The following is a 25608-nucleotide window of genomic DNA, read 5'->3' as shown; positions in this document are numbered from 1 at the left end:
CGTTCATGAAAAAAGCCCTACGCGTCCTTGCCGCCGCCGTTGCTTTAAGCAGCCTCAGCAGCCTCGCATCCGCCGAAGAAGTGAAGATCGGCTTCCTGGTTAAACAAGCCGAAGAACCCTGGTTCCAGACTGAATGGGCCTTCGCCGAAAAAGCCGGCAAGGAACACGGTTTCACCGTGATCAAAATTGCCGTGCCCGATGGTGAGAAAACCCTTTCCGCCATCGACAGCCTGGCTGCCAACGGTGCCAAGGGTTTTGTGATCTGCCCGCCGGACGTGTCCCTCGGCCCAGCCATCGTGGCCAAGGCCAAGCTCAATGGCTTGAAAGTCATGGCCGTGGATGACCGCTTCGTCGATGCCAAAGGCAACTTCATGGAGGACGTGCCGTACCTGGGCATGGCCGCTTTTGAAGTCGGCCAGAAACAAGGCGCCGCCATGGCCGCCGAAGCGAAAAAACGTGGCTGGGACTGGAAGGACACCTACGCGGTGATTAACACCTTCAACGAACTCGACACCGGTAAAAAACGCACCGACGGCTCGATCAAATCCCTTGAAGAAGCCGGCATTCCGAAAGACCACATCCTCACCGCCGCACTGAAAACCCTCGATGTCCCCGGCAGCATGGACGCCACCAACTCGGCGCTGGTCAAACTGCCCAGCGGTGCGAAAAACCTGATCATCGGCGGCATGAACGACAACACCGTGCTCGGCGGCGTGCGCGCTACCGAAAGCGCAGGCTTCAAAGCGGCCAACGTGATTGGCATCGGCATCAATGGCACCGACGCCATCGGCGAACTGAAAAAGGCCGACAGCGGCTTCTTCGGCTCCATGCTGCCAAGCCCGCATATCGAGGGCTACAACACGGCGCTGATGATGTACGAGTGGGTCACCAAAGGTACCGAGCCACCGAAGTACACCGCGATGGATGAAGTCACCCTGATCACCCGCGCCAACTTCCAGGAAGAACTGACCAAGATCGGGCTGTGGAAATGAGTGCGGCGGCCCTGCGGTTTGAGGGTATCGGCAAAACCTTTCCCGGGGTCAAGGCGCTGGACGGCATCAGCTTCAGCGCCCAGCCGGGGCAGGTGCATGCCTTGATGGGCGAGAACGGCGCGGGCAAGTCGACGCTGCTGAAAATCCTCGGCGGCGCCTACATTCCCAGCAGCGGCACGGTGCAGATCGGCGAGCAGACCATGGCGTTCAAATGCGCTGCGGACAGCATCGCCAGCGGCGTCGCGGTGATCCACCAGGAGCTGCACCTGGTGCCGGAAATGACCGTGGCCGAGAACCTTTTCCTTGGGCACCTGCCGTCGCGCTTCGGCGTGGTCAACCGGAGCCTGCTGCGCAAGCAGGCCCTGGCGTGCCTTAAGGGTCTGGCCGATGAAATCGATCCTGAAGAAAAGCTCGGGCGCTTGTCCCTGGGCCAGCGCCAACTGGTGGAAATCGCCAAGGCGCTGTCCCGTGGCGCCCATGTGATCGCGTTCGACGAACCGACCAGCAGCCTGTCGGCGCGGGAGATCGACCGTTTGATGGCGATCATCACGCGCCTGCGGGATGAGGGCAAAGTGGTGCTGTACGTGTCGCACCGCATGGAAGAGGTGTTCCGGATTTGCAATGCCGTGACGGTGTTCAAAGACGGGCGTTACGTGCGCACTTTTGATGATATGAGTGCGCTCAGCCACGACCAGTTGGTGACCTGCATGGTCGGTCGCGACATTCAGGATATTTACGACTACCGCCCGCGAGAGCATGGCGAGGTCGCACTCAAGGTCGACGGGTTGCTGGGGCCTGGCCTGCGTGAGCCGATCAGTTTCGACGTGCGCAAGGGCGAGATTCTTGGCTTGTTCGGGCTGGTCGGGGCAGGGCGCACGGAGCTGTTTCGTTTGCTCAGCGGGTTGGAACGCAGCAGCGCTGGCAGCCTTGAACTCTGTGGAGCGGCGCTGCAACTGCGTTCCCCGCGCGACGCCATCGCCGCCGGTGTGTTGCTGTGTCCGGAAGACCGCAAAAAGGAAGGGATCATTCCGCTTTCCAGCGTCGCCGAGAACATCAATATCAGCGCCCGTGGTGCCCATTCTTCGTTCGGCTGGTTGCTGCGCGAGCCCTGGGAAAAAGGCAACGCCGACCAGCAAATCAAGGCGATGAAAGTCAAAACCCCGGATGCGCAACAGAAAATCATGTACCTGTCCGGCGGCAATCAGCAGAAGGCCATTTTGGGGCGCTGGCTGTCGATGCCGATGAAGGTCTTGCTGTTGGATGAACCGACGCGGGGCATCGACATCGGCGCCAAGTCGGAGATCTACCAGATCATCCATAACCTGGCGGCCAGCGGCATTGCGGTGATCGTAGTGTCCAGCGACTTGATGGAAGTCATGGGTATTTCCGACCGCATCCTGGTGCTATGCGAAGGCGCCCTGCGCGGTGAACAAACCCGTGAAAACGCCACCGAATCCAACCTGCTGCAGCTGGCCCTGCCGCGCCGCGTGACGAACTGAGAGACGACCATGAACACTCAAAACAACGCGTTGCCCACCGCACGCAAACCCTTCGACCTGCGCGCACTGCTCGACAACTGGGCGATGCTGTTGGCGGCGGTGAGCATCTTTGTGCTGTGCGCCTTGCTGATCGACAACTTCCTCTCACCGCTGAACATGCGCGGCCTGGGCCTGGCGATTTCCACCGTGGGCATCGCCGCGTGCACCATGCTGTTCTGCCTGGCGTCGGGGCACTTCGACTTGTCGGTGGGCTCGGTGATCGCCTGCGCCGGCGTGGTGGCGGCGATTGTGATGCGCGACACCGAGAGCGTCATGCTCGGCATCGGCGCCGCGCTGCTGATGGGCCTGATCGTCGGGCTGATCAACGGCATCGTCATCGCCAAGCTGCGGGTCAATGCGTTGATCACCACCTTGGCCACGATGCAGATCGTGCGCGGCCTGGCCTACATCTTTGCCGACGGCAAGGCGGTTGGCGTGTCCCAGGAGCAGTTCTTTGTGTTCGGCAACGGCCAGTTGTTCGGCGTGCCGGTGCCGATTTTGATCACCATCGTGTGCTTTGTGTTTTTCGGCTGGCTGCTGAACTACACCACCTACGGACGCAACACCATGGCCATCGGCGGCAACCCGGAAGCGGCGTTGCTGGCAGGGGTGAACGTTGACCGCACCAAGATCCTGATCTTCGCCGTGCACGGTCTGATCGGCGCGCTGGCTGGGGTGATCCTCGCCTCGCGCATGACCTCGGGCCAGCCGATGATCGGGCAGGGTTTTGAGCTGACGGTGATCTCGGCCTGTGTACTGGGCGGGGTGTCGTTGAGTGGTGGGATTGGCATGATCCGCCATGTGATCGCGGGAGTGTTGATTTTGGCGATCATCGAGAACGCGATGAACCTGAAGAACATCGACACGTTTTATCAATACGTAATCCGCGGTTCGATCCTGCTACTGGCGGTGGTCATCGACCGCATGAAACAGCGCTGATCCAAACCCTATGAAGGCCAAATGTGGGAGGGGGCTTGCTCCCGATAGCGGAGTGTCAGTCTGCACATTTGTCTCTGACACACTGCCATCGGGAGCAAGCCCCCTCCCACAGTTTTAATCGGCGGAGAATTTGAACACGGTGTTCTGGCTGTAAGTTTGTCCTGGGTTCATCAATACGTGATCTGCGGTTCGATCCTGTTGTTGGCGGTGGTCATCGATCGCATGAAACAACGCTGAACCCTCGCCACGTGAAGCTCAAAATGTGGGAGGGGGCTTGCTCCCGATAGCAGTGGGTCAGGTAATGAATATGTAGCTGACACACCGCCATCGGGAGCAAGCCCCCTCCCACAGTTTTAATCGGCGGAGAATTTGAATACGGTGTTCTGGTTGTAAGTTTGTCCTGGGTTCATCAATACGTAATCCGCGGTTCGATCCTGTTGTTGGCGGTGGTCATCGACCGTATGAAACAACGCTGAACCCTCGCCATGTGAAGCCCAAAATGTGGGAGGGGGCTTGCTCCCGATAGCAGTGGGTCAGGTAATGAATATGTAGCTGACACACCGCCATCGGGAGCAAGCCACCTCCCACAGTTTTAATCGGCGGAGAATTTGAACACGGTGTTGTGGTTGTAAGTTTGTCCTGGGTTCATCAATACGTGATCTGCGGTTTGATCCTGCTACTGGCGGTGGTCATCGACCGCATGAAACAACGCTGAACCCTCGCCATGTGAAGCCCAAAATGTGGGAGGGGGCTTGCTCCCGATAGCAGTGGGTCAGGTAATGAATATGTAGCTGACACACTGCAATCGGGAGCAAGCCCCTCCCACAGTTTTAATCGGCGGAGAATTTGAATACGGTGTTCTGGGTGTAGGTCTGTCCTGGGTTCAGGCGAGTTGAGGCGAAGTTTGGTTGGTTAGGTGCATCCGGATAGTGCTGGGTCTCCAAGGTGAAACCACTCCAGTGCAGGTAAGTCTTGCCGCCTTTACCCTTCACCGAACCATCAAGGAAGTTGCTGGTATAGAACTGCACGCCCGGTTCGCTGGTGTAGAGCTGCAAACGCCGGCCTGACTCTGGGTCATGCACCTCGGCGGCGAGTTGCTTCACGTCCCCCTTGGTGTCCAGCGCCCAGTTGAAGTCAAACCCACCTTGCTTTGGCTCGGCAAATTTGAGCTGCGGATGATCCTCCTTGATGTGCTGGCCGATCGGCGTCGGTTTCAGGAAGTCCATCGGCGTACCCTTGACGGGCGCCAGTTCGCCGGTCGGAATCAGGGTGGCATTCACTGGCGTGTAATGACTGGCGTGCAAGGTCGCGACTTGCTTGAGAATGTCGCCATTGCCTGCACCGGCGAGGTTGAAGTAGCTGTGATTGGTGAGGTTGAGCACCGTAGGTTTATCGGTGGTGGCGGTGTAGTCGATGTGCAGTTCGTTCTTGTCGTTGAGGCGGTATGTGACCTCGGTTTTCAGATTACCGGGGAAACCCATCTCGCCGTCCTTGGACAGGTAGCTCAGCTTCACGCCGACTGAGTCCTTGTCCTTGACCGTCTCGGCCTTCCACACCTGCTTGTCGAAGCCCTGGGCACCGCCATGCAGCGAGTTGGGGCCATCGTTGAGCGGCACCTGGAAGCGCTTGCCGTCGAGTTCAAAGGCGCCACCGGCGAGGCGGTTGCCAAAGCGGCCGATGGTCGCGCCAAAGAATGCCGTACCGCTCTGATAGCCTTGCACGTCGTCAAAGCCCAGCACCACATCGTCGACCTTGCCGTGTTTGTCCGGCACTTTCAGCGACTGCAAGACGCCGCCGTAGGTAATCACCGTGGCTTGCATGCCGTGGCTGTTGCGCAAAATGTATTGTTCGACGGCGGTGCCGTCGTTGGTTTTACCGAAAGGTTTTTGCTCGCTGCTCAGGCCGGCCGCCTGGGCGCCGCCGCTGGCGATCATCATGGACAGCGCCAGGCCAGACAGCAGGTATCGAGGGTGCTTCATGGTCGAACTTCCTTTTGTTGTTTTGAGTGGAATAGTTCTACTAATAGCGATATTTTGTTGGTGTTACAGCGAATTTATAGCCTTTAACGCCAATTTCGTAAAATAAAATAAGACTAATTGATCGAGGCAACCGTTATATGAGTACTGCGCAGGCTGTTTATCCGGACCTTGAAGGCAAAACCGTGCTGGTGTCTGGTGGTGCTTCGGGCATCGGTGAGTTCATGGTGCGGGCCTTTGCCGCGCAAGGCGCCAAGGTCGGCTTTGTGGATCGCGCGCAAAGCCAGGGCGATCGGCTGACCGCGTTGTTGAGCTCGAAGGGGCATACGGTGGAATTCGTGTGCTGCGACATCACCGATGAAATCGCCTACAAGGCCGCCATCGAGCGTTTCGAGCATTCGTTGGGGCCGATCACCGTGTTGGTGAACAACGCCGCCAACGACGTGCGTCACACCCTGGAAGAGGTCGACTCGGACACCTTCGACAAGCTGATCTCAGTCAACCTCAAGCACGCCTTCTTTGCGGCCAAGGCCGTGGTGCCGATGATGAAAGCTGCCGGCGGCGGCGCGATCATCAACCTCGGCTCGGTCGGCTGGATGATGGCTTCCGCCGGCTACCCGGTGTACGCCGCCAGCAAGGCCGCTGCCCACGGCATGACCCGGGGGTTGGCGCGGGAGTTGGGGCCTCACCATATCCGCGTCAACACGTTGGTGCCGGGGTGGGTCATGACCGAGAAGCAACTGGCGATGTGGGTGGACGATGCGGCCAAGGAACTGATCGCCCGCAGCCAGTGCCTGCCCGGCAGCGTCCTGCCGGAACACATCGCCAATATGGCGTTGTTTCTCGCCTCGGATGCCTCGGCGATGTGTTCGGCGCAGAACTTTATTGTGGATGGCGGTTGGGTCTGAGCCGAACACCCTCTCTCAGACAACACAGACCAATGTGGGAGGGGGCTTGCCCCCGATAGCGGTGGTTCAGGCAGTACTTCTATGACTGACCCACCCTTATCGGGGGCAAGCCCCTCCCACATTTGAACTGCGGTGCTTAGGCGATGGGGTAACGCTTGAACGCCGGATGCTGCTCCAGCAGTTCGGTATGCCGGGCCAGGTTGGGAAATGCATCCGCCTTGACCACCGACGCCACGGTGAACTGGCTGAACGACCACGCCACCGCCGCCGTAATCGACGCCTGGGTCAGTGCTTCGCTGTCGCCCAGCTGCTTGTCCAGCAACGCATAAGCCGCGAGCAATTGGCCGGTCACGCGCTCAAGCCACGGCGCATGCAGTTTCTCGGCCGGGCGCAGGTTGTGCTCATAGACGATCTGCACGCTCTTCTCACAGGCCGCCAGCGCCAGTCCCAGAACGTGCAAGTCTTTGGCAAGTGCCGCAGGTTGCAGGGGCAGCAGCTTTTTGTCCGACGGGGCCAAGGCTTCGAGGTAATCCAGGATCAGGCTGGAATCCATCAATACCGTGCCATCGTCCAGCACCAGGGTAGGGGCCTTGACCACCGGATTGATCTGCGCAAATTCGTTGAAGGTGCTGAACACGGACAAGGGTTCATGCACAAAACTCACCCCGTACAGATCCAGGGAAATTGCCACGCGGCGTACGTAAGGCGAGTCCAGCATGCCGACCAGTTTCATGAAGCCTCCATTGCTAACAGGGTGATGAGCTCAAGAGATTAAGGGCACTCGGTCGCCCGGCGCAATTGTTGATACGCCTGCACCAACTGCTCCAGGCTGAACGCCAGGTTGCGTCCGCTGGGGTTGGGCAGCACCCACACTGACGCACCGCCCAACACCGTTGGCTGCAAGCCCCAGGCGATCTCGCGCTGGCCGCTCAATGCGCTGTAGCCGGGCTTGCCCAGGAACGCTACGAAGCGCGGCGCGCAGTGGCGGATCTTCTGTTCGAAGCCCGTCGCGGCCTGGGTGAACTCATGCCGTGCCAATTCGTCCGCGCTGGCCGTGGGGCGTTCCACCAACGTGGTCAGGCCGCAGTGGTAGTGCAACAGCGTGCGGCCGTGTTCCGGGCGGATTTCGTGGGGGGTGAACCCGGCCAGATGCAAGGTGCGCCAGAAGCGGTTGCTGCGGTTGGCGAAGTGCAGGCCGAGGGCGGCGGAACCCTTGCCGGGGTTGATGCCGCAGAACACCACGTTCAGGTGGTCGGCGAGGATGTCTTCCAGCCCGGCGTTCATGCCGGGCTCCTGAAGCCTTGGCGGCTGGCGCCCGGCGGTTGCCCGGTGATGCGTTTGTAGGCGCGACTGAAGGCCGCCTGGGAGGTATAGCCGAGGCGGTACGCCACTTCTTCGATGGGCAGCCGCTCCAGGGTCAGCCACTGGCTGGCGAGGCGCATGCGCAGCTCGGTCACGTAACGCAGCGGCGGTACCCCCAGGGTCGCCTGGAAACGATCCGCGAACACCGAGCGTGAGGTATGACAGTGCGCCGCCAGTTCGGCCACGCTCCAGTCGCGCCCCGGTTGCTGGTGCAGGGCGAGCAGGGCGCCGGCCAGGCGGGTGTCGCGCAACGCGGCCGCGAGGCCCGACGCATTGGCGCAGGCGCACTCGACCCAGCCCCGCACGATCATCGCCGCCACCACATCGGCCAGGCGCGCAAGGATGCCGGCATAACCGACGCGGGCGCTGGAGACTTCGCGTTCCATCACTGCCAGGATCGGCATCAAGCCGGGGTAACGCTGGCCGCCGGCGTCGATCAGCATCAAGGCCGGCATCAGGTTGCCGAGGCCCTGGATGCTGTCGAGCTCGAACTCCATGCAGGCGCTGAACAGCAGGGTGCTGGAGGGAGCAAAGGGCGAGGCATTCACCGCGCACACGGTATCGCCCAGCGGTGCAGCGTCGAAGCTGGCGATGTCTTGCACGGGGTCATCCGGTTTGGACAGCAGCGCATGGGCGCCACCGTGGGCGATAAACACCGCATTGCCAGCCGACAACTCAAAGAGGCTGCCGTCGTGCAGGCGCAGGGTCGCGCAGCCGGCGGCCAGAAAATGGAAATACGCATGGCCTGGCTTGGCCGCAAAGCTGATGCCGAACACCGGCCCGGCCTGGATGCGCCGGTACTGCACGCCGCGCAGGCGCATGCTGCGCAGCAGCTCATTGATCAGCTCGGAGGACAGGTTGAATGCGTTGTCGACTGGCATATTCGGGGTTTCGGTCAAGAACTCAAGGGTTTGAATCATAGATCATCCTGATGGGCAAACCTAGACTGGCCATCACGTAAATGCCTGAGGATGTCTTGTGATGAATGATTGTGTGTCCCATGCCCCTGTCGATGGCAGGGCAGAACCGACCACGCCGGCCTGGATGGCGGTGTTTTCCCTGGCGATGGGCGTGTTCGGCCTGCTCACGGCGGAGTACCTGCCGGCCAGCCTGCTGACGCCGATGGCCTTGGACTTGGGCGTGTCGGAAGCGTTGGCCGGGCAAGCGGTCACGGTCACGGCGGTGGTGGCGTTGTTCGCCGGTTTGCTGGTACCTGGCTTGACGCGCGGCATTGACCGGCGCCTGGTGCTGCTGGGGTTCTCCACGCTGATGATTGCGTCCAACCTGCTGGTGGCGTTCTCGTCCAGCCTCCTGGTGCTGTTGTTGATGCGCATCCTGCTGGGCATTGCCCTCGGCGGTTTCTGGAGCATGGCGGCGGCCGTTGCGATGCGCCTGGTACCGGCGGCGTTGCTGCCACGTGCCTTGTCGATCATCTTCAGCGGCATTGCGGTGGGTACCGTGGTCGCGGTGCCATTGGGCAGCTACCTGGGGGACCTGTATGGCTGGCGCAGTGCATTTGTGGCTGCGGCCGCCGTCGGCGTAGTGACCCTGGCCTTCCAGCTGTTCACGCTGCCGCGCCTGGCACCCAGCGGCACCGCGCGCCTGCGCACCGTGCTTGATGTGCTACTGCGCCCCGGCATTGCCATCGGCATGTTCGGCTGCGTGCTGGTGCACACCGGGCACTTCGCGCTGTTTACCTACATTCGCCCGTTTCTGGAAAGCGCCACCGGGGTCGGCACCCAAGGGCTGGCGTTGATGCTGCTGGGGTTTGGCGCGGCGAATTTTGTCGGTACGCTGCTGGCCGGGTGGTTGCTGGTGCGCAACCCGCGGGGAACCCTGGTGTTGATGCCGGTCCTGGTGGGCGTCGCTGCGTTGGCCCTGGTGTTGCTGCCCGCGTCACTGCCGGGTCAGGCATTGCTCCTGGCGCTGTGGGGCATGGCCTTTGGCGGGGTGCCGGTGGCGTGGTCGAACTGGGTGGCGCGTGCGGTGCCGGATCAGGCCGAAAGTGCCGGTGGCATGGTGGTCGCTTCGGTGCAATCGGCCATCGCGGCGGGTGCGGCGGGCGGGGGCGCGATGTTCAGTGCCACCGGCATCGACGGGGTGTTTCTGGGCGCGGGCTGCTTGATGCTGCTGGCGGCCTTGTTGATCGCGCTGCGAGTGCAAGTGCCCCGGCACGCTGCGGCGGGGAGTGTGACGCACCACCCGTCTTTGGTTTAGTCTCAAGCGCTTCGCTGATCGCAAACGCTTCTGGAGCCGTAAGCATGACCGAATATGTACCCCCGAAAGTCTGGACCTGGGACACCGAAAGCGGCGGCACCTTCGCCAGCATCAACCGGCCCATCGCCGGTGCGACCCACGACAAAGAACTGCCCATCGGCAAGCACCCGTTGCAGTTGTACTCCCTGGCCACGCCCAACGGGCAGAAGGTCACTATCCTGCTCGAAGAGTTGCTGGCCCTGGGGCACAGCGGTGCGGAATACGACGCCTGGCTGATCAAGATCGGCGACGGCGATCAGTTTGGCAGCGGCTTTGTCGGCGTGAACCCGAACTCCAAGATCCCCGCCTTGATGGACCACAGCGGCCCCACGCCGATTCGTGTGTTCGAGTCCGGCGCGATCCTGCACTACCTGGCCGAGAAGTTCGGCGCGTTCTTCCCCACCGAGCCTGTGGCCCGTGCGGAGTGTTTGTCATGGTTGTTCTGGCAGATGGGCAGCGCGCCCTACCTGGGCGGTGGCTTCGGGCATTTCTACGCGTACGCGCCGAGCAAGATGGAATACCCGATCAACCGCTTCGCCATGGAGGCCAAGCGTCAGCTGGACGTGCTGGATAAGCGCCTGGCGGTGAGTGAGTACATTGCCGGTGATGAATACACCATTGCCGACATTGCGATCTGGCCGTGGTACGGCGGGTTGGTCAAAGGCCGCTTGTATGGAGCTGCGGAATTTTTGTCGGTGCATGAGTACAAGCATGTGCAGCGCTGGGCCGATGCGATTGATGCACGGCCGGCGGTGCAGCGTGGCCGGCGGGTGAATCGGGTGTCTGGCGAACCCCAGGAACAGTTGGCCGAGCGGCATGACGCGAGCGACCTGGACTGATTGAGATCCAAGTGTGGGAGGGGGCTTGCCCCCGATAGCGGTGGATCAGTCACGGATGTATCAACTGACCTAATGCTATCGGGGGCAAGCCCCTCCCACACTTGGATGTCCTTATCTTCGATTTTATTTGTAGCGCTGTTCGAACACCGCCACCTGTTCAGGTTTGATGAGTTCGAACGGCACCCACACCTCCGACTCAATCGGCTCACCCTTGATCATCTTGATTGCCGACTCCACGGCCTTGCTCGCCTGGGCCTTGGGGTCCTGGAACACCGACGCCGCCAGCATCCCCCGCTTGACCGCCGCCAGCCCGTCCGGCAAACCGTCGATACCGACAATCGCCACTTCGCCCTTGGCCTTGCCCGATTGCTGCAACGCCATGGCCGCGCCAATCGCCATTTCATCGTTGTTGGCCACGATGGCATCGAACTGCGTGCCCGCCAGCAGCCAGTTGCTGGTTAGGTCCATGCTTTTGCTGCGTTGCCATTCGGCGCTTTGCTGCTCCACCACCTTCATGCCCGGAAACTCCTTGAGCACCTGCTTGGCGCCTTCAGTACGGTCGTGGGTGGCGTTCTGCGCAAGGTCGCCCATGATGATCGCCACGGTGCCCTTGCCGCCGAGTTTTTCCGCCAGGTAGCGCATCTGCAATTGCCCGGCCTCAATGTCGTTGGAGGCCACTGTTACCACGCCCTTGGGCAGCGTGCGTTCATCCGGGTGGCGGTTGACGTACACCAGAGGTGTCTTGGCCGCCACTGCCGCGCGCGTCATGTTGGCGGTGGCGGAGGTGTCCACCGGCAGTACGATGACCGCGTCGACTTTCTGATTGAGAAAACCTTCGACCTGATTGAGCTGGCGCACCACGTCGCCCTGGGCGTCTTCGAACTGGATCTGTACGCCGTGCTGTTTGGCGGCACTGTCCAAGCCGTTGCGCACGTAGGTCATGAAGTTATCGTCGACCCTGGCAATGCTCACGCCAATACGGTAATCGGCGAAGGACCATGGGCTGACCAACAGCAACAGCGTGGCAACGATCAATGAATAACGATGCATGAGAGGGGTCCTTTTATTGTTATAGGGTGAACGCTTGACGGAAGCGTTCCAGGGCTAACTCGCTGTCGCCGCTGGCCCAGCCTTCCAGGCCGACGACGCCACTGTAGCCTATGTCGTGCAAGGCCCTGGCGATGGCCGGGTAGTAGATTTCTCCCGTGCCAGGCTCTTTACGTCCGGGCACGTCGGCTACCTGGATTTCACCGATGGCGCTGCCTGCGCGCTGAATCAGTTCGATCAGGTTTCCTTCGCCGATTTGTGCGTGGTAGAGGTCCAGGTTCATCTTGACGTGCGGGCTGCCCACGGCTTCGATCAGCGCCAGCGTGTCCTCGGCCCGGGCGAACGGAACGCCAGGGTGGTCGACTTCGGTGTTGAGGTTTTCCAGCAGGAACACGCGGCCAGCGTCTTCACCCAGGCGTGCAATTTTCTCCAGGGTCTTGCAGGCGCTCAGCCACATGCGGCCGGTGGTCTGGCTCGCGGGCTGCACTGGCAGGCCGCCTTCGCCCAGGCCGGTACCGTGCAGGTTCAGACTGGGACAATTCAGGCGTTCGGCGATGCCCAAGGATTCCCGGGCGCTGTCGAGCAATTGGCGGATGCCATCGGGGTCGGTGAGGGTACCGCTGATGTAGCCAGTCATCGAGGTGAAATCGGCACCGGTGGCCACCAGGGCGTTGATGTCCTTGTTGGTCCAGTCCCAGATTTCGGCGCTGAAGCCCAGTGCATGAATGCGTTTGACGCGCTCGACGAAGGGCAGGTCGAGGAACACCATCTCAGCGCTGATCGCCAGCTTGAACGGGATCATACGGCCACCGCCTTGCCTTGCTCGTACGACGTGATGCACGCACGAGCAATCGCCAGGGCCGCGCGCGCATCTTCGCCGCTGGCCAGGGGTTTGGCGCCAGTGCGCAGGCAGTCGACGAAGTGGTTGAGTTCGGCAATGTAAGCATCGCGCAGCAGGTCGGTGTCCATGCGCTGGGTGTCGGCCTGAATGCCTTGGGCCAGGTAGCGCACCAGGTCGGATTCCTGCACACCGCCCATGGTCAGCATGCCGGCGCTGCCGAAGACTTCGCCGCGCACATCGTAGCCATACACGGCCTGGAAGTTGGCTTCGGCGGTGGCAATCGCACCGTTATCGAAGCGGATCGTGACCACTGCGGTGTCGAGAAAGCCTCTGCTTTTGAATTCCGGTGCGATCAGGGCGTCAGCCATCACCTGTACTGCTACCGCCTCGGCACCGGGGTTGAGGTAGCGCAGTGTGTCGAAGTCGTGGATCAGGGTTTCGAGGAAGATTACCCATTGTGGCGAGTTGGCTGGGTTGTTCAGCGCCGGGTCACGAGTCAGCGAGCGTAGCAGTTGTGGGGTGCCGATACGGCCGGCCAGCACGTCGAGGTGCGCGGTGCGAAAGCTCTTGGCGAAGCGGCGGTTGAAGCCGACCTGCAAGGGCACGCGGGCATCGGCGGCGGCAGCGATGGCGCGGTCGGCCTCATCCAGGGTGATGGCCATGGGTTTTTCGCAGAAGATCCCTTTGCCGGCAAGGGCGGCGCTGATTACCAGGTCGGCGTGGCTGCGGGCAGGGGCGGCGATCAGCACGCCGTCGATGTTCGGGTCGTCAAGCAGCTGTTGCGGGTCGGTGTAGACCTTGTCCACACCCAGCTCCGCTGCCAGGCGTGCGGCTTGGCCTGGGGTGGGGTCGGCAATGGCGGCGAGGCTGGCACCGGGGATATGTCGCGCGGCAGTCAGGCCGTGAAAGCTGCCCATGCGACCAGCGCCGATCAAGCCCAGGCGAATGTTCTGTGTACTCATGTGGTGACCCCTTCTTGTTGTTGGCCTCAGGACAGTCCTGATGGGCAAAGGGGTAGGAGCAAAGGCTGTGCCAATTTATAAGGTGTTGATAGTTAAGGGATTAAACGGACTTATTAAACAAAAAGTGTTCATTTTGATGACATGTCTATACTGGCATGTCAAAAACATGAACATGGATAAACGTGATGAGCATGGCGTTCAGCGTACAAGACCTCGACTACCTGACAGCGCTCGGGCCTGCTGCGCTGAATGACGGCCCGGTCGATGCATTGGAGCGGGCGTGGCGGGGTTGCCAGGAGCATTGGGTCGAACGCCCGGCCGACGTCCGCCAGATGATCTGGGATTCCTGGCGCCGCAGCGTCGAGGCAGGTATCGATCCTGCCGACAGCCAGTACCGTTTCGTCGACCCTCACATCCTGGCCGCCACCCTGGCCAGCCACCGCGTGTTGATCGCGGCGGCTGCCCAGGTCATGCATGGCCTGCTGGCCTACAACCCGCGCGGGCATATCAACCTCACCGATGCCGAAGGCACCACCCTGTATTTCTGCGGACTGGACATCACGCCCGTGGGCAGTCGCCTGTCGGAGTCGGTACAGGGCACCAACTGCACCGGCCTCGCCCTTGCCGAAGACCGCCTCGTGTACGTGCTGGCCGAAGAAAACTTCGCTGTCGGCCTGCGCCAGCGCCGCATGCACTGCGCCGCCGCGCCGATCAAGAATGCCCAGGGCCAGACCTTGGCGATGCTCACGCTGACCGCCGAACCCGGATGGTTTCATTTCCATACCCTGGGCACCGTGCAAGCCGCCGCTGAAGCGGTGTCACGGCAGATGGCCCTGCACGCATTGCTGCAAGAACAACAGGCCGTACTCGAAGTCCTTAACGAGGGCCTGGTGGTGCTGGACGAGCGCGGCTGCATCAAGGCGCTCAACCGCTACGCCCGGCAGTTGTTCCAGGTGGGACCGGAGTTGGTGGGCAGCCCCTTCCAGCGTCTGGGCCGCAGTGAATTAAGCGACGCGTTGGGTGAGCCGGTGCGCGACCTTGATTGCACCTTCCACCTGCACGACCGCAGCCAACTGGCGTGCCTGGTCTCGGTGTGTCCGCTTGAACAGGGCGGGGTGATCGTGTCGCTGCGCGAGAACCGGCGCATCCGCGAAATTACTCGGCGTCTTGTCGGCAGCCAGGCGCGCTACACGTTCGACACCATTCAGGGCACGTCGCGGGCCATCCAGGACGCGCTGCACTTGGCGCGCATCGCCAGTCGCAGTGATGCCACCACGCTGATCCTGGGGGAAAGCGGCACCGGCAAGGAGTTGTTCGCCCAGGCGATTCACAACGCCAGCGAACGCTGCAATGGCCCGTTTGTGGCGGTCAACTGCGGCGCGATTCCACGGGATCTGGTGCAGAGTGAACTGTTCGGCCATGTCGAAGGCGCGTTCACCGGCTCGGCCCGTGGCGGCTCGGCGGGCAAGTTTGAATTGGCGGATGGCGGCACTATTTTCCTGGATGAGATCGGCGACATGTCCTTCGACGCCCAGGTCAGCTTGCTGCGGGTGTTGCAGGAAGGTGAAATTGCACGGGTCGGGGCAAAAAGCGCACGGCCAGTGGATGTGCGCATCATCGCCGCCACCCACCGCAACCTCAGCCAGGCGGTGGCCGAGGGCGCATTCCGCGAAGACCTCTACTACCGCCTCAATGTGCTGAACCTGACCGTGCCGCCGCTGCGCATGCGCCGTGAAGACATCCCGATACTGGCGCGGCACTTCCTCACGCGCTGTGCGCGCTCGTTGCGTAAATCGGTGCAGGGTTTTTCGCCGGATGCGTTGGCGGTGCTCTCGGCCCACGGCTGGCCAGGCAATGTGCGGGAGTTGGAAAACGCCATCGAACGGGCGACCAACCTGGCCATGAGCGAGTGGATCCAGCCGGCCGATCTGCCCTTGGAAACCAAGCCTCGCCCGTTGGCCCGAACCTATGAACCGCAACCCGCCCAGGACCTGAGCAGCCACGAAATGCACGCCATCGTCACCGCACTCAAAAGCACCGGCGGCAACATCCGCCTGGCCGCGAAACAGCTGAACGTATCGCGGGGTGGGCTATACAACAAAATGAGCCGATTCGGGCTGAGCGCCGGGGATTTCCGAGGCATATGAGGACTAAGTGTGGGCGGGGGGGCGACGATTGCACTTGCGCTACACAACGCTTAACCGCTGACACCTAACTCTGTGGTGAGCGGGCTTGCCCCACTAAGGTCACCGCAGAGTGCCAGGAACAATCGAGGTGAAGGTTTTGGGGCCGCTTCGCAGCCCAGCGCGGGGCAAGCCCGCTCACCACAGAGGCAAGCTCACCACGGGGGCAAGCTCACCACGGGGGCAAGCTCACCACAGAGGCAAGCTCACCACAGAAGCAAGCTCAAGCTGGGCCGAGGCGTTGAAGCTGCAGGGGTTGATTCGCCAGGTTTGGAACGATTGCCAAACCCGGGTCTGAAGGCGGCATTACGAGAGCGGGCACATTCTTTGTGGTGAGCGGGCTTGCCCCGCGCTGGCTGCGCAGCAGCCCCAAAACCTGCACCGGGATTTACTTGAAGAAATGCGGTGTTCTCAATGGGGGCCGCTTCGCAGCCCAGCGCGGGGCAAGCCCGCTCACCACAACAGCGCGTTTGCCATAGACTCCGCATCCACTGGAAGGTGTGTAGAGACCTAGGCCTGTTCCGGGCAATCGCTTCAGTCACACATATTTTCGGAAGTCACAATCTGCGGCGCTATATGCACCCGATGCCGCGCCGGATCAAACCCCTCGGCACTTTGCAACTGCACCAACAACTCCACCAGTGCCACCGCCGTCTGCCGTGGCTGCGAGTCCATCACCACATCAACCAACCCCTGGCGCAGCGCCTGGCGAGAAAGCTCCGTGGACTCCTGCAAAATGCAGCACAACGGCGGGCGCTTGGGCAACTGCGCCAGGGCGCTGATGATACCGTCGCCGCCGCCGCCCACCACGCACAGGCCGCGCAGGTCGCTGTGGCGGGTGAGCAGATCGAGGGTGGCTTCTTCGGTGATGTCGCAGTTGTCCAGGTTGATCAGTGGTTCAAGTGGCTTGAGCCCAGGTGCGTGTTCGGCCAGGTAGCTGTGCAGGCCCTCGACCCGTGCCTGATGCCCAAGAAACCGGTGGCCGCCCAGTAAAATCCCGACGCTGCCTTTGCGTGCGCCACAGGTGCGGGCGAGCAACCAGCCCATGGTGCGTCCGACCACGTGGTTGTCCTGGCCGACATAAGGTTCCAAGGCGTGCTCGTGGATATCCGAGAGCAGGGCGACCACCGGCACGCCAGCTTCGCGGATCTGCGCCAGGCAAGCATTGATCAGCGGGTGGGCAAAGCTGACCACCGCCAGGGCATCACACTGCACGGCGAGTTGTTCGATCTGCGTGACGATGGCGCTGGGTGTGCGGTCGTTGATGTAGTCGAATTGGCAGGTCAGGTTGGCGGTGCCGTGATGCTCGGCGGCAGCGGCAATCGCCTGCGCCAAGTTGGCATAGAACGCCTGGGCGGTGCCCAGCAACAGGATGCCGAAGCGATAAGTGGGCCGGCGTTCGCGGATGCGTTGGCCGATCAGCCGCGCAGCAAAGTAGCCCACGGCTTCGGCGGCCTGGAACACCTGTTCGGCGGTCTGCGGATTAACCGGCGCGCGTGCGTTCAATACCCGGTCGACCGTGGCCACACTTAGGCCCGCCTGGGCGGCGACGGTGGCGATGGTTGGGCGTTTATTGTTGTTCATGACAGCCCCCTTGAGCGTCTTGATAGAAAACTATCAAGCCCCGCTGGGCCTGGATGATAGCTTGATAGGGAATGGATTCAAGGCCTTGAGGGTGATTTAGCTGCGCTCTATCGTTGGTTTCGCAAAGCACCTGAAACCACCGCTTGCGGAGAACAATAACAATGCCCGAACACACCGTTCATAGCGCTCGGCGCGACTACAGCCTCACCGGCCCCGAAGCCGCCCGCGCCGCTGAAAAAGGCCTGGTCTCGGCCAGTTGGTACCAATCGCCGATTTCCCGTAAACGCATGAAAGAACTGATGCAGCGCCGCGACGGCCCGGCCTTGCGCGACACCGCCCTCTGGGTGAGCGCGCTGTTCGCCACCGGCTTCGGCGGCTACTGGTTCTGGGGCACTTGGGCCTGCGTGCCGTTTTTCCTCGCCTATGGGGTGCTCTACGGCACCGCGTCCAACCCGCGCTGGCATGAAACCGGCCACGGCACCGCGTTCAAGACCCGCTGGATGAACGACGTGCTGTACCAGGTCGCGAGTTTCATGTGCATCTTCGAACCCCACGTATGGCGCTGGAGTCATGCCCGGCACCACACCGACACCATTGTGGTTGGCCGCGATCCAGAGATTGTCGAACCGCGCCCGCCGAGCTTCTTGATGATGTTTCTGAGCCTGTTCAATTTGCCGCTGGCCTGGAAGACCTTCAGCGGGGTGGCGCGCCATGCGGCCGGCCAGATGAGTGCCCAGGAAGCGGACTTTATCCCCGAGTCCGAATGGCCCAAGGTGTTCCGCGCCGCGCGGATCTGGGTCGGCATTTATGCGGTGGTCATCGGCACCGCGTTGTACCTGCACAGCTGGTTGCCGCTGATGCTGGTTGGGCTGCCGAGTATCTACGGCGCCTGGCTCGGCTACCTGTTTGGCCTCACCCAGCATGTGGGCCTGGCCGAAGACGTGCTCGACCACCGCAGCAACTGCCGCACCATCTACATGAACCGCGTGCTGCGCTTTCTCTACATGGACATGAACTACCACCTCGAACATCACATGTACCCGATGGTGCCGTACCACGCCCTTGCGCAGTTGCACGAGGAAATCCGCAATGACTGCCCACCGCCATACGCCACTATTTTCGAGGCGTACAGGGAGATCATTCCGACGATCCTGAAGCAGCGCAGCGACCCGACGTATTTCATCCAGAGGCCGATTGGCCCGAGTGCGGAACCGACTGCCCGCGCCCCAATGCATGCCGAAGCCGCCGCCAGCTGAATCTCATCTATAACAAGAGAAAACGCCATGAACGATCAATGGATCGACGTCTGCGCCGTGGGCGAAATAGACGAAGAAGATGTGCTGCGCTTCGATCACGGGCCGCACACCTACGCGGTTTACCGCTCGGCGGACAATGAGTTTTTCGCCACAGCAGGCCTGTGCACCCACGAGAAAATCCACCTCGCCGATGGCCTGGTGATGGACCACATCATCGAATGCCCCAAGCACAACGGACGCTTCGATTACCGCACCGGCAAGGCCATGGGCGCACCGGTGTGCGTCAATCTCAAGACCTACCCGGTGCGGGTCGAAGCGGGGCGGGTACTGCTCGCTGTCACGGCGTGATCATGAACGCACCCTTGATCATCGTCGGCGCCGGCCATGCTGGTGGCCGTGCGGCGCTGACCCTGCGCGAAGAGGGTTATACCGCACGCCTGATCCTGATCGGCGACGAGCCGCACTTGCCCTACGAGCGGCCGCCCCTGTCCAAGGGGTTGTTGCAGGGCAGCATGGACCTGGCGGGATGCAGCCTGTGCGACAGCGCCCGGCTGGCCGAGTTGGGCATCGAACATATCGCGGGTAACCCCGTCAGCCAATTGGACCCGCTTCAACAGCGTCTGCAATTGGCCGACGGCCAGTGGCTGTCCTACGCCGGCCTGTTGCTGGCTACCGGGGGCAGGGCGCGGCGTCTGCGCCAGGAACAGGCCAACGTGCTGTACCTGCGCACCCACGATGAAGCGCTGGCACTGAAATCCGCGTTGCAGCCCGGCGTGAAACTGGTGATTGTCGGCGGCGGCTTTATCGGCCTGGAAGTGGCCGCGACTGCCCGAGGCATGGACTGCGAAGTCACGGTGCTCGAAGCTGGGCCGCGCCTGGCCGGCCGCGTGTTGCCGCCGGTGATCAGCCAGGCGCTGCTGGATCTGCACCGCCAGCAAGGCGTGGACGTGCGCTTGAACGTGGCGCTGGAATCCATCCATGGCGATGCCGTGCAACTGGTCGACGGGCAGGTGCTGCCGTGTGACCTGGTGGTGGTCGGCATCGGCATGCAACCGAACATCGAGCTGGCCGTGGCGGCGGGGCTGGAGGTGGGGCAGGGCATTCGCGTTGACGCGCATTTACGCACCAGTGCGCCGGGCATCTACGCGGCAGGTGACGTTTGCGAGTTTCGCCTCGGCGGCGAGTACCAACGCCAGGAAACCTGGCGCAACGCCGAGGCTCAGGGGCGGCATGCCGCACTCAATATGCTGGGGCGCGAGGTCCCCTTTGAGGCGATCCCCGGCTTCTGGTCCGACCAGTACGACTGGGGCTTGCAGACCGTGGGCGTGATCACCCCGCATATGATCAGTCGCGTCTTGCCAGCCGGCGGCCTGTTGCTGTTCTACCTCGATGCTGACGTGCGGTTGCAAGGTGCGTGCGGCTGGGCGCCCGGCAACAGCGTCGCCAAGGACATCAAGCTGTGTGAGCGCCTGATCACCGCGCACACTGTGCTCAACCCGTCCAGCCTGGCGGACCCTGAACTGTCCCTTAAACAATTGCTGCGGAGCTGATATGCGCCGATTCCTAGTGTTCCAATCCCTGTGGGCCATGCAAACCGAGCCCGGCCCGCTTGAAGCGCAGTTGGATCGAATCGCCGCTGCCGGCTTCGACGGCATCACCGATCACTACTGGAAGCCCGCCGCGGTGACACGCCTGCACGCCGCGGCCACGGCGCGGGGCTTACAGATCGAAGGCCAGCTTTTCCCTCAGTCGGTGGACGACCTGGCCGCTGCACTGGATGTGATCAGCCGCTACGGCTGCCACCACCTCACCCTGCAAGCCGACGTACGCCCGCGCACCCAGGCCGACGCGGCGCGGCTGGTCGAAGGTTGGCAGCGCCTGGCCGAGCAGGTGGATTTCCCGGTACTGCTGGAAACCCACCGTTATCGCCTGACCAACGACCTGCTGTTCACCCTCGACCTGCTGGCGCAAATGCCCGACTTGAAGTTGCTGGCCGACCTGTCCCACTACGTGGTCGGACGCGAATTGCCCGAACCGGGCGCGGTGGAGGACGATGAACAGATCCGCACGATCCTGCGTCACAGTTGGGGCTTTCATGGGCGCGTGGCCAGCAGCGAGCAGGTTCAGGTCTCAATGGAGTTCCCCCAGCATCAAGCCTGGGTCGAACGGTTTACCGGCTGGTGGCGCTACGGTATTGAAGACTGGTTGGCTCGCCCGGACACAGGGCAGAGTCTGTCGTTCACCTGCGAACTGGGCCCGCCGCCGTATGCGATTACCGGTGCGGACGGGCGTGAAATAAGTGATCGTTGGGCCGAGGCGTTGAAGCTGCAGAGGATGATTCGCCAGGTTTGGAGCGATTGCCAAAGCCGGGTCTGAGGGCTGCAGTACGAGCGTGGGCATGTTCTTTGTAGTGAGCGGGCTTGCCCCGCGCTGGGCTGCGAAGCGGCCCCAAAACCTGCCCCCGTGATTTATCTGAAGAAACGCGGTGTTCTCAATGGGGCCGCTTCGCAGCCCAGCGCGGGGCAAGCCCGCTCACCACAGAAGCCCGCTCACCACAGAAGCAAGCTCACGCTGGGCCGAGGCGTTGAAGCTGCAGGGGTTGATTCGCCAGGTTTGGAGCGATTGCCAAAGCCGGGGCTGAAGGCTGCATTACGAGAGTGGGCATGTTCTTTGTGGTGAGCGGGCTTGCCCCGCGCTGGGCTGCGAAGCGGCCCCAAAACCTGCCACCGGGATTTACCTGAAGAAACGCGGTGTTCTCAATGGGGCCGCTTCGCAGCCCAGCGCGGGGCAAGCCCGCTCACCACAGAAGCAACAGCAACTCATCTCAGAAGCAAGCTCACCACAGAAGCAACCCATCTCAGAAGCAACCCCACCACAGAAGCAATCTCCCCACCGAAGCCCGCTCATTCCTTAAGCGCACACCGCCTTACCCGGCCAATAACCCGGTACTCACCGCCACAATCAGGAACACCCCCAGCAGCGCCCGGTAGATTACGAACGGCCAGGTGGAGAACCGCTCCAAAAACTTCATCAGGCCCCAGATTGCAAAAAACGCCGAGACGCTCGCCACCACCAGGCCAAACAACAGGTGTGGCCAGGCGTGGGCCGGCAGGTCGGCGCGCAGCAGCACCCACAGTTCTTTCAAACCGGCCAGGGCAATGGCCGGCAGGCCCAGCAGGAAGGAAAACCGCGCGGCTTCTTCACGTTTGAAGTTGAGGAACAGCGCCGCAGTGAGGGTCGAGCCGGAACGCGACACCCCAGGAATCAACGCGCCAATCTGCGCCACACCGACGATCAGCGCATCGCGCAGGCGCATCTCGCTCATCTCGCGGGTATGCCGGGCACGCAGCTCGGCCGCCGCCAGTAACACCGCCATCACCAGGCAGGAAATGCCGATCACCATCAAACCGCGCAATGGCGAGTTGCAGGCGTTCAACGTCGACGACAATGCCAGGCCGGCGATGCCAATAGGGATCGTCGCCAGCACGATTGCCACCGCAAGCTTGAACCAACGGTCGTTGTAGTCGCCCCGGCGCACCGCCCCGATGCTGCCCGTGGTCACCTGGCGCACATCGCGCCAGAAATAACTGACCACCGCCGCCAGTGCGGCCAATTGCATAGCCGCCGAAAAGGCCGAGCCGGGATCCTGCCAGCCGAGCAGGGCGGGCACTACGCGCATATGGGCGGTGGAGGAGACCGGCAGCAGTTCGGTAAAACCCTGGATCACACCGAGGATAAAAATCTGCAGGTAATCCAGGGACGCAAAGCCCACATCCAGGCCGGCGGAACAGACGTTCGTCAAAATACGTGTCCTTCAGAAAAGGGAGATTTCGGCGAAGTCTATTCGAAATATTTCAGCGCTTCGGCAGGGCCAACGGCTATTTGCAATCGGTTCAGCAAGTAGAAAGGTTCGCGGCGCTATTGGACTGCGCCGAGGTTTTGTGAACAATGGCGCCCTGCGTTTTTTGATCGAGAGCCTAATGCCTGAAACTACAGTGGAACTGATCCAGACCGGCCCTGAAGCATCCGAGTTGATCCGCAATCTTTACCAGTACTACGCCTATGAGTCGTCGGACTGGGAGCAGGAAGATGTCGAGGCGGACGGCCGTTTCTATATCCATGACGAACACCTGACGCGCTACTGGCAAGACCCGCAGTGGAGCGCCAACCTGTTGCTGGTCGACGGCTATATCGCCGGCTTTCTGCTGATCGAAGGCAGTGAGTTGCCTGGCATCGACGCCCTGGAACTGGCCGACCTGTTTATTCTCAAGCGCTATCGCCGCAAAGGCATCGGCCGCGCCATCGCCACCCAGGTGCTGTGCAGCGGCGTATCGGATTGGTTGGTGCGGTTTTATGACCAGGACGAAGTGTCCCAGGCGTTCTGGCGCGCGGTGCTGGACAACCTGCCGCGCCCGGTGCAGACCATCGAGCTGGACGATGAGCCGCAGTTGGTGAGCTATTTGATTACGCGTGCGGCGCTGCATTAAACGCCTGCTGCATCGCTTGGGGCGGTTGCCCGAACGCCCGTAGAAACGCCTGACGCATGCGCTCGCGATCACCGAAGCCGGTTTCGCGGGCCACCACTTCAACCGGGTGACGACTGGTTTCCATCATCGCCCGCGCCGCTTCCACGCGCAGGGCTTCGATGGCCTTGGCCGGGGTTTGTCCGGTTTCTTCGCGGAACACCCGGCTGAACTGGCGTGGACTCAAACGGGCAACATCCGCCAGCGCTTCCACGGACAGGTCATGGGTGAGGTTCTCGCGGGCGTAGGCCAGGGCCAGTTGCACGCGGTCGGACTTGGGGTCCAGTTCCAGCAACGCCGACAATTGCGACTGCTCACTGCCGCGGCGCTGGGCGATCACCAGTTTGCGTGCAATGCGCCGGGCGAGGTCGCTGCCCAGGTCGTTCTCCACCATGGCCAACGCCATGTCCACACCGGCGCTCATGCCGGCGCCGGTCCACACTTGGCCGTCCACCACAAACAGTTTGTCTTCCTCCAGATGGATATCCGGGTAGCGCTTGCGAAACGCCGGGGCGTGAATCCAATGAGTGGTGGTGCGCTTGCCCTCCAGCAATCCGGCTTCGGCCAGCACAAAGATGCCCATACACAACGAGGCCACTCGGCGTGATTGCGCCGAAGCGGCCTTGACCAACTCCAGCAGGTTGGCCTCCGGCAGGCGGAATTCCAGGTAGCCGCTCACGATCAGGGTGTCATAGCCCTCGGGCCGAATCGGCGAGGTGTTCACCGAAAAACCCTGGGAGGTCATCACCGCGCCGCCACGCTCTGACACCAGGTGAAATTCATAGGCGGGCTCGCCCCGCAACAGGTTCGCGCACTCGAACACCGAGCCCAGGCTGAGGCTCAGGGATTGAAAGTTCGGGTAAACCATCAGCGCAACGCTGTGCATCTTCATTCTCCAAGGGGCGCGGGAGGGTGGATTGTCGGCGCGTGCCGGGTAAACGGCAACCCGCCTCGGGCGATGTCCGGAATCCTTGCGTATCTGACATTGTGAGGGTTCGAATCGGCCCCTAACATTGCCTCAACGAACTAGACGACTGGTCTAATCGGTTGGAGTCAAGCATGAGCAGCGAAACCAAAAATACACGACAGACCATTCTGGATGCGGCGCAAGTGCTTGTCGGCCGCAAGGGATTTTCTGCGGTGGGCCTGAACGAAATCCTTCAAGCGGCCGAGGTGCCCAAGGGGTCGTTCTATCACTACTTCACCTCTAAAGATGGCTTCGGTGTTGTGTTGCTCGATACCTACTTCGACCACTACGTGCACGGCATGCAGCAACTGTTCGACCAACCGGGTTTATCCCAGCACGCCAAGTTGATGCGCTATTGGGACGCCTGGATCGCCAATCAGACCGGCTGCACAGAAGCGGGCAAATGCCTTGCCGTCAAACTGGGTGCGGAGGTGTCTGACCTTTCAGAGCCGATGCGTTTGGCCCTGCAACGCGGCACTTCGCGCACTATTGCATTACTCGCCGTGGCGCTGCAGCGCGGCGTTGAAGACGGCTCATTGCGGCTTCAACACCGCCCACAGGACTTGGCCCAGCAGCTGTATGCGTTGTGGCTGGGAAGCAGTGTCATGAGCAAGATCACCCTTACATCCGCGCCGTTTGATGAGGCGTTGCTGCTGACCCGACAGTTGTTGGGTCACCCTGAACACACTGACATTCACTGATCGAGGCACTGGAAAATGAAAGTATTAATGGTACTGACCTCTCACGACCAGCTTGGCGACACCGGCCGCAAGACCGGCTTCTGGCTCGAAGAGTTTGCCGCTCCGTATTACGCGTTCAAGGACGCCGGCGCCGACGTGGTACTGGCATCCCCAGCCGGTGGCCAGCCGCCGTTGGACCCGGTCAGCGACGAGCCGGATGCGCAAACCGAGCAGACCCATCGCTTCGCGGCCGACTCGGCGGCGCAGCAGGCGCTGGCCAACACCGTCAAGCTGGACACGGTCAACGTGGACGCCTTCGACACGGTGTTTTACCCAGGCGGCCACGGCCCGCTGTGGGACTTGGCGGAATCGCCGGTGTCCATCGCGCTGATCGAATCCTTTGAGCGTGCCGGCAAGCCGATTGGTTTTGTCTGCCACGCACCGGGCGCGCTGCGTCACGTCAAGGCGGTCAACGGTGAGCCGTTGATCAAAGGCCGTCGCGTGACCGGTTTCTCCAACTCTGAGGAAGACGCCGTAGGCCTGACAAAGGTGGTGCCTTTCCTGATTGAAGATGAATTCAAGAAATTGGGTGGCAAGTATGAGAAGGGCGCCGACTGGGCATCCTTCGTTATCGTTGATGGCTTGCTGGTCACCGGGCAGAACCCCGGCAGTTCCAGCGATGTCGCCAAGGCCCTGCTGAAACTCACCGCTTAACTTAATCAACCGCTCGATTCGTTGGCGACTCTTTAGAGTCG

At 61.8% G+C, this 25608-nt stretch carries 23 protein-coding genes and 1 pseudogene; 14 read left to right on the top strand and 10 right to left on the bottom strand.

Features of this window, described 5'->3' with window-relative positions; translation table 11 throughout:
- Window positions 1-5: 5 nt before the first annotated feature.
- Genes AB4N82_RS28830 through araH form a run of 3 tightly spaced genes read left to right on the top strand, consistent with a single transcriptional unit; the run spans window position 6 to window position 3469 of the window.
- Window positions 6-992 carry a substrate-binding domain-containing protein gene (locus AB4N82_RS28830; RefSeq protein ID WP_095186531.1) on the top strand — a complete coding sequence of 329 codons (987 nt, stop codon included), beginning with the start codon at window positions 6-8 and terminating at the stop codon, window positions 990-992.
- A complete protein-coding gene (araG, locus tag AB4N82_RS28825) occupies window positions 989-2491 on the top strand; it encodes an L-arabinose ABC transporter ATP-binding protein AraG (protein WP_427584521.1) in 1503 nt (500 codons plus the stop codon). The genes AB4N82_RS28830 and araG overlap by 4 nt, the downstream gene beginning before the upstream one ends.
- A gap of 9 nt (window positions 2492-2500) precedes the next feature.
- Window positions 2501-3469 (top strand): L-arabinose ABC transporter permease AraH, encoded by a 969-nt coding sequence (gene araH, locus AB4N82_RS28820; protein WP_122681215.1) that lies wholly within the window; start codon window positions 2501-2503, stop codon window positions 3467-3469.
- Window positions 3470-4299: 830 nt separating this feature from the next.
- Here the strand turns inward: araH and AB4N82_RS28815 are convergent.
- The gene (locus tag AB4N82_RS28815) at window positions 4300-5448 is read right to left on the bottom strand and encodes an aldose epimerase family protein (RefSeq protein WP_122763615.1); all 1149 of its coding nucleotides are present in this window, start codon (window positions 5446-5448) and stop codon (window positions 4300-4302) included.
- A 137-nt stretch (window positions 5449-5585) separates the two neighbouring features.
- Here AB4N82_RS28815 and AB4N82_RS28810 point away from each other — a divergent pair, with 137 nt between their 5' ends.
- Window positions 5586-6353, top strand: coding sequence for an SDR family NAD(P)-dependent oxidoreductase (locus AB4N82_RS28810; RefSeq protein WP_122763614.1), 768 nt, complete (start codon window positions 5586-5588; stop codon window positions 6351-6353).
- Between the two features lie 136 nt (window positions 6354-6489).
- On the opposite strand, the gene AB4N82_RS28805 is transcribed toward AB4N82_RS28810, so the two are convergent.
- Genes AB4N82_RS28805 through AB4N82_RS28795 form a run of 3 tightly spaced genes read right to left on the bottom strand, consistent with a single transcriptional unit; the run spans window position 6490 to window position 8596 of the window.
- Complete coding sequence (locus tag AB4N82_RS28805; protein ID WP_122763613.1) at window positions 6490-7086, bottom strand: glutathione S-transferase; 597 nt, start codon at window positions 7084-7086, stop codon at window positions 6490-6492.
- Between the two features lie 38 nt (window positions 7087-7124).
- Entirely contained in the window at window positions 7125-7637 is a 513-nt protein-coding gene (mug, locus tag AB4N82_RS28800) for a G/U mismatch-specific DNA glycosylase (protein ID WP_095186023.1), read from the bottom strand.
- Window positions 7634-8596, bottom strand: coding sequence for an AraC family transcriptional regulator (locus AB4N82_RS28795; protein ID WP_032888402.1), 963 nt, complete (start codon window positions 8594-8596; stop codon window positions 7634-7636). The genes mug and AB4N82_RS28795 overlap by 4 nt, the downstream gene beginning before the upstream one ends.
- Before the next feature lie 100 nt (window positions 8597-8696).
- Between AB4N82_RS28795 and AB4N82_RS28790 the strand changes: the two genes are divergently transcribed.
- Together AB4N82_RS28790 and yghU are read left to right on the top strand one after the other, a co-directional pair.
- Window positions 8697-9932 carry an MFS transporter gene (locus tag AB4N82_RS28790; RefSeq protein WP_095186022.1) on the top strand — a complete coding sequence of 412 codons (1236 nt, stop codon included), beginning with the start codon at window positions 8697-8699 and terminating at the stop codon, window positions 9930-9932.
- Between the two features lie 44 nt (window positions 9933-9976).
- A complete protein-coding gene (gene yghU / locus AB4N82_RS28785; protein WP_122763612.1) occupies window positions 9977-10810 on the top strand; it encodes a glutathione-dependent disulfide-bond oxidoreductase in 834 nt (277 codons plus the stop codon).
- Between the two features lie 123 nt (window positions 10811-10933).
- On the opposite strand, the gene AB4N82_RS28780 is transcribed toward yghU, so the two are convergent.
- From AB4N82_RS28780 to AB4N82_RS28770, 3 genes are read right to left on the bottom strand one after another with little or no spacing between them, the layout of a single operon-like run.
- Window positions 10934-11860, bottom strand: coding sequence for a sugar ABC transporter substrate-binding protein (locus AB4N82_RS28780; RefSeq protein ID WP_032888387.1), 927 nt, complete (start codon window positions 11858-11860; stop codon window positions 10934-10936).
- Window positions 11861-11879: 19 nt separating this feature from the next.
- On the bottom strand, window positions 11880-12659 hold the full coding sequence (locus AB4N82_RS28775; protein ID WP_122763611.1) for a TIM barrel protein: 780 nt from the start codon (window positions 12657-12659) through the stop codon (window positions 11880-11882).
- Window positions 12656-13660, bottom strand: coding sequence for a Gfo/Idh/MocA family oxidoreductase (locus AB4N82_RS28770; RefSeq protein WP_122763610.1), 1005 nt, complete (start codon window positions 13658-13660; stop codon window positions 12656-12658). Before AB4N82_RS28770 ends, AB4N82_RS28775 begins: the two co-directional genes overlap by 4 nt.
- Window positions 13661-13845: 185 nt before the next feature.
- Between AB4N82_RS28770 and AB4N82_RS28765 the strand changes: the two genes are divergently transcribed.
- A complete protein-coding gene (locus tag AB4N82_RS28765) occupies window positions 13846-15807 on the top strand; it encodes a sigma-54 interaction domain-containing protein (RefSeq protein ID WP_032888392.1) in 1962 nt (653 codons plus the stop codon).
- Between the two features lie 570 nt (window positions 15808-16377).
- On the opposite strand, the gene AB4N82_RS28760 is transcribed toward AB4N82_RS28765, so the two are convergent.
- Window positions 16378-17427, bottom strand: a complete 1050-nt coding sequence (locus AB4N82_RS28760; protein ID WP_122763609.1) for a LacI family DNA-binding transcriptional regulator — start codon at window positions 17425-17427, stop codon at window positions 16378-16380.
- 161 nt (window positions 17428-17588) lie between these two features.
- On the opposite strand from AB4N82_RS28760, the gene AB4N82_RS28755 reads away from it, so the two are divergent.
- The 4 genes from AB4N82_RS28755 to AB4N82_RS28740 are packed head-to-tail and all read left to right on the top strand — an operon-like array spanning window position 17589 to window position 21059.
- Complete coding sequence (locus tag AB4N82_RS28755) at window positions 17589-18683, top strand: fatty acid desaturase family protein (protein WP_095186016.1); 1095 nt, start codon at window positions 17589-17591, stop codon at window positions 18681-18683.
- 27 nt (window positions 18684-18710) lie between these two features.
- Window positions 18711-19031 (top strand): MocE family 2Fe-2S type ferredoxin, encoded by a 321-nt coding sequence (locus AB4N82_RS28750; protein WP_032888397.1) that lies wholly within the window; start codon window positions 18711-18713, stop codon window positions 19029-19031.
- Between the two features lie 2 nt (window positions 19032-19033).
- The gene (locus tag AB4N82_RS28745; protein ID WP_122763608.1) at window positions 19034-20233 is read left to right on the top strand and encodes an NAD(P)/FAD-dependent oxidoreductase; all 1200 of its coding nucleotides are present in this window, start codon (window positions 19034-19036) and stop codon (window positions 20231-20233) included.
- A 1-nt stretch (window position 20234) separates the two neighbouring features.
- On the top strand, window positions 20235-21059 hold the full coding sequence (locus AB4N82_RS28740) for a sugar phosphate isomerase/epimerase family protein (RefSeq protein WP_122763607.1): 825 nt from the start codon (window positions 20235-20237) through the stop codon (window positions 21057-21059).
- 550 nt (window positions 21060-21609) lie between these two features.
- Here the strand turns inward: AB4N82_RS28740 and AB4N82_RS28735 are convergent.
- Window positions 21610-22485 carry an undecaprenyl-diphosphate phosphatase gene (locus AB4N82_RS28735; protein ID WP_122763606.1) on the bottom strand — a complete coding sequence of 292 codons (876 nt, stop codon included), beginning with the start codon at window positions 22483-22485 and terminating at the stop codon, window positions 21610-21612.
- Window positions 22486-22663: 178 nt separating this feature from the next.
- Here AB4N82_RS28735 and AB4N82_RS28730 point away from each other — a divergent pair, with 178 nt between their 5' ends.
- Entirely contained in the window at window positions 22664-23170 is a 507-nt protein-coding gene (locus AB4N82_RS28730) for a GNAT family N-acetyltransferase (RefSeq protein ID WP_032888441.1), read from the top strand.
- Here AB4N82_RS28730 and AB4N82_RS28725 read toward each other — a convergent pair.
- Window positions 23148-24092, bottom strand: coding sequence for a GlxA family transcriptional regulator (locus AB4N82_RS28725; RefSeq protein ID WP_032888410.1), 945 nt, complete (start codon window positions 24090-24092; stop codon window positions 23148-23150). The genes AB4N82_RS28730 and AB4N82_RS28725 overlap by 23 nt on opposite strands.
- 173 nt (window positions 24093-24265) lie before the next feature.
- Between AB4N82_RS28725 and AB4N82_RS28720 the strand changes: the two are divergent.
- Together AB4N82_RS28720 and AB4N82_RS28715 are read left to right on the top strand one after the other, a co-directional pair.
- Window positions 24266-24893 (top strand): annotated as a pseudogene (locus tag AB4N82_RS28720) (TetR/AcrR family transcriptional regulator).
- Window positions 24890-25567: a type 1 glutamine amidotransferase domain-containing protein gene (locus AB4N82_RS28715; protein ID WP_032888414.1), complete on the top strand. Its 678-nt coding sequence runs from the start codon at window positions 24890-24892 to the stop codon at window positions 25565-25567. Before AB4N82_RS28720 ends, AB4N82_RS28715 begins: the two are co-directional and overlap by 4 nt.
- The last annotated feature ends 41 nt before the right edge of the window (window positions 25568-25608 follow it).

The sequence above is a fragment of the Pseudomonas sp. H1_D04 genome, from assembly GCF_054683855.1.
Note: the sequence above shows the minus strand (reverse complement) of the source record. Positions and strands in the feature narration are given on the sequence as shown.

What these genes read in the sequence shown, in the direction of transcription:
- AB4N82_RS28830 (WP_095186531.1), top strand. Translation starts at nt 6, where the DNA reads ATGAAAAAAGCCCTACGCGTCCTTGCCGCCGCCGTTGCTTTAAGCAGC.
- araG (WP_427584521.1), top strand. Translation starts at nt 989, where the DNA reads ATGAGTGCGGCGGCCCTGCGGTTTGAGGGTATCGGCAAAACCTTTCCC.
- araH (WP_122681215.1), top strand. Translation starts at nt 2,501, where the DNA reads ATGAACACTCAAAACAACGCGTTGCCCACCGCACGCAAACCCTTCGAC.
- AB4N82_RS28815 (WP_122763615.1), bottom strand. Translation starts at nt 5,448, where the DNA reads ATGAAGCACCCTCGATACCTGCTGTCTGGCCTGGCGCTGTCCATGATG.
- AB4N82_RS28810 (WP_122763614.1), top strand. Translation starts at nt 5,586, where the DNA reads ATGAGTACTGCGCAGGCTGTTTATCCGGACCTTGAAGGCAAAACCGTG.
- AB4N82_RS28805 (WP_122763613.1), bottom strand. Translation starts at nt 7,086, where the DNA reads ATGAAACTGGTCGGCATGCTGGACTCGCCTTACGTACGCCGCGTGGCA.
- mug (WP_095186023.1), bottom strand. Translation starts at nt 7,637, where the DNA reads ATGAACGCCGGGCTGGAAGACATCCTCGCCGACCACCTGAACGTGGTG.
- AB4N82_RS28795 (WP_032888402.1), bottom strand. Translation starts at nt 8,596, where the DNA reads ATGCCAGTCGACAACGCATTCAACCTGTCCTCCGAGCTGATCAATGAG.
- AB4N82_RS28790 (WP_095186022.1), top strand. Translation starts at nt 8,697, where the DNA reads ATGAATGATTGTGTGTCCCATGCCCCTGTCGATGGCAGGGCAGAACCG.
- yghU (WP_122763612.1), top strand. Translation starts at nt 9,977, where the DNA reads ATGACCGAATATGTACCCCCGAAAGTCTGGACCTGGGACACCGAAAGC.
- AB4N82_RS28780 (WP_032888387.1), bottom strand. Translation starts at nt 11,860, where the DNA reads ATGCATCGTTATTCATTGATCGTTGCCACGCTGTTGCTGTTGGTCAGC.
- AB4N82_RS28775 (WP_122763611.1), bottom strand. Translation starts at nt 12,659, where the DNA reads ATGATCCCGTTCAAGCTGGCGATCAGCGCTGAGATGGTGTTCCTCGAC.
- AB4N82_RS28770 (WP_122763610.1), bottom strand. Translation starts at nt 13,660, where the DNA reads ATGAGTACACAGAACATTCGCCTGGGCTTGATCGGCGCTGGTCGCATG.
- AB4N82_RS28765 (WP_032888392.1), top strand. Translation starts at nt 13,846, where the DNA reads ATGAGCATGGCGTTCAGCGTACAAGACCTCGACTACCTGACAGCGCTC.
- AB4N82_RS28760 (WP_122763609.1), bottom strand. Translation starts at nt 17,427, where the DNA reads ATGAACAACAATAAACGCCCAACCATCGCCACCGTCGCCGCCCAGGCG.
- AB4N82_RS28755 (WP_095186016.1), top strand. Translation starts at nt 17,589, where the DNA reads ATGCCCGAACACACCGTTCATAGCGCTCGGCGCGACTACAGCCTCACC.
- AB4N82_RS28750 (WP_032888397.1), top strand. Translation starts at nt 18,711, where the DNA reads ATGAACGATCAATGGATCGACGTCTGCGCCGTGGGCGAAATAGACGAA.
- AB4N82_RS28745 (WP_122763608.1), top strand. Translation starts at nt 19,034, where the DNA reads ATGAACGCACCCTTGATCATCGTCGGCGCCGGCCATGCTGGTGGCCGT.
- AB4N82_RS28740 (WP_122763607.1), top strand. Translation starts at nt 20,235, where the DNA reads ATGCGCCGATTCCTAGTGTTCCAATCCCTGTGGGCCATGCAAACCGAG.
- AB4N82_RS28730 (WP_032888441.1), top strand. Translation starts at nt 22,664, where the DNA reads ATGCCTGAAACTACAGTGGAACTGATCCAGACCGGCCCTGAAGCATCC.
- AB4N82_RS28725 (WP_032888410.1), bottom strand. Translation starts at nt 24,092, where the DNA reads ATGCACAGCGTTGCGCTGATGGTTTACCCGAACTTTCAATCCCTGAGC.
- AB4N82_RS28715 (WP_032888414.1), top strand. Translation starts at nt 24,890, where the DNA reads ATGAAAGTATTAATGGTACTGACCTCTCACGACCAGCTTGGCGACACC.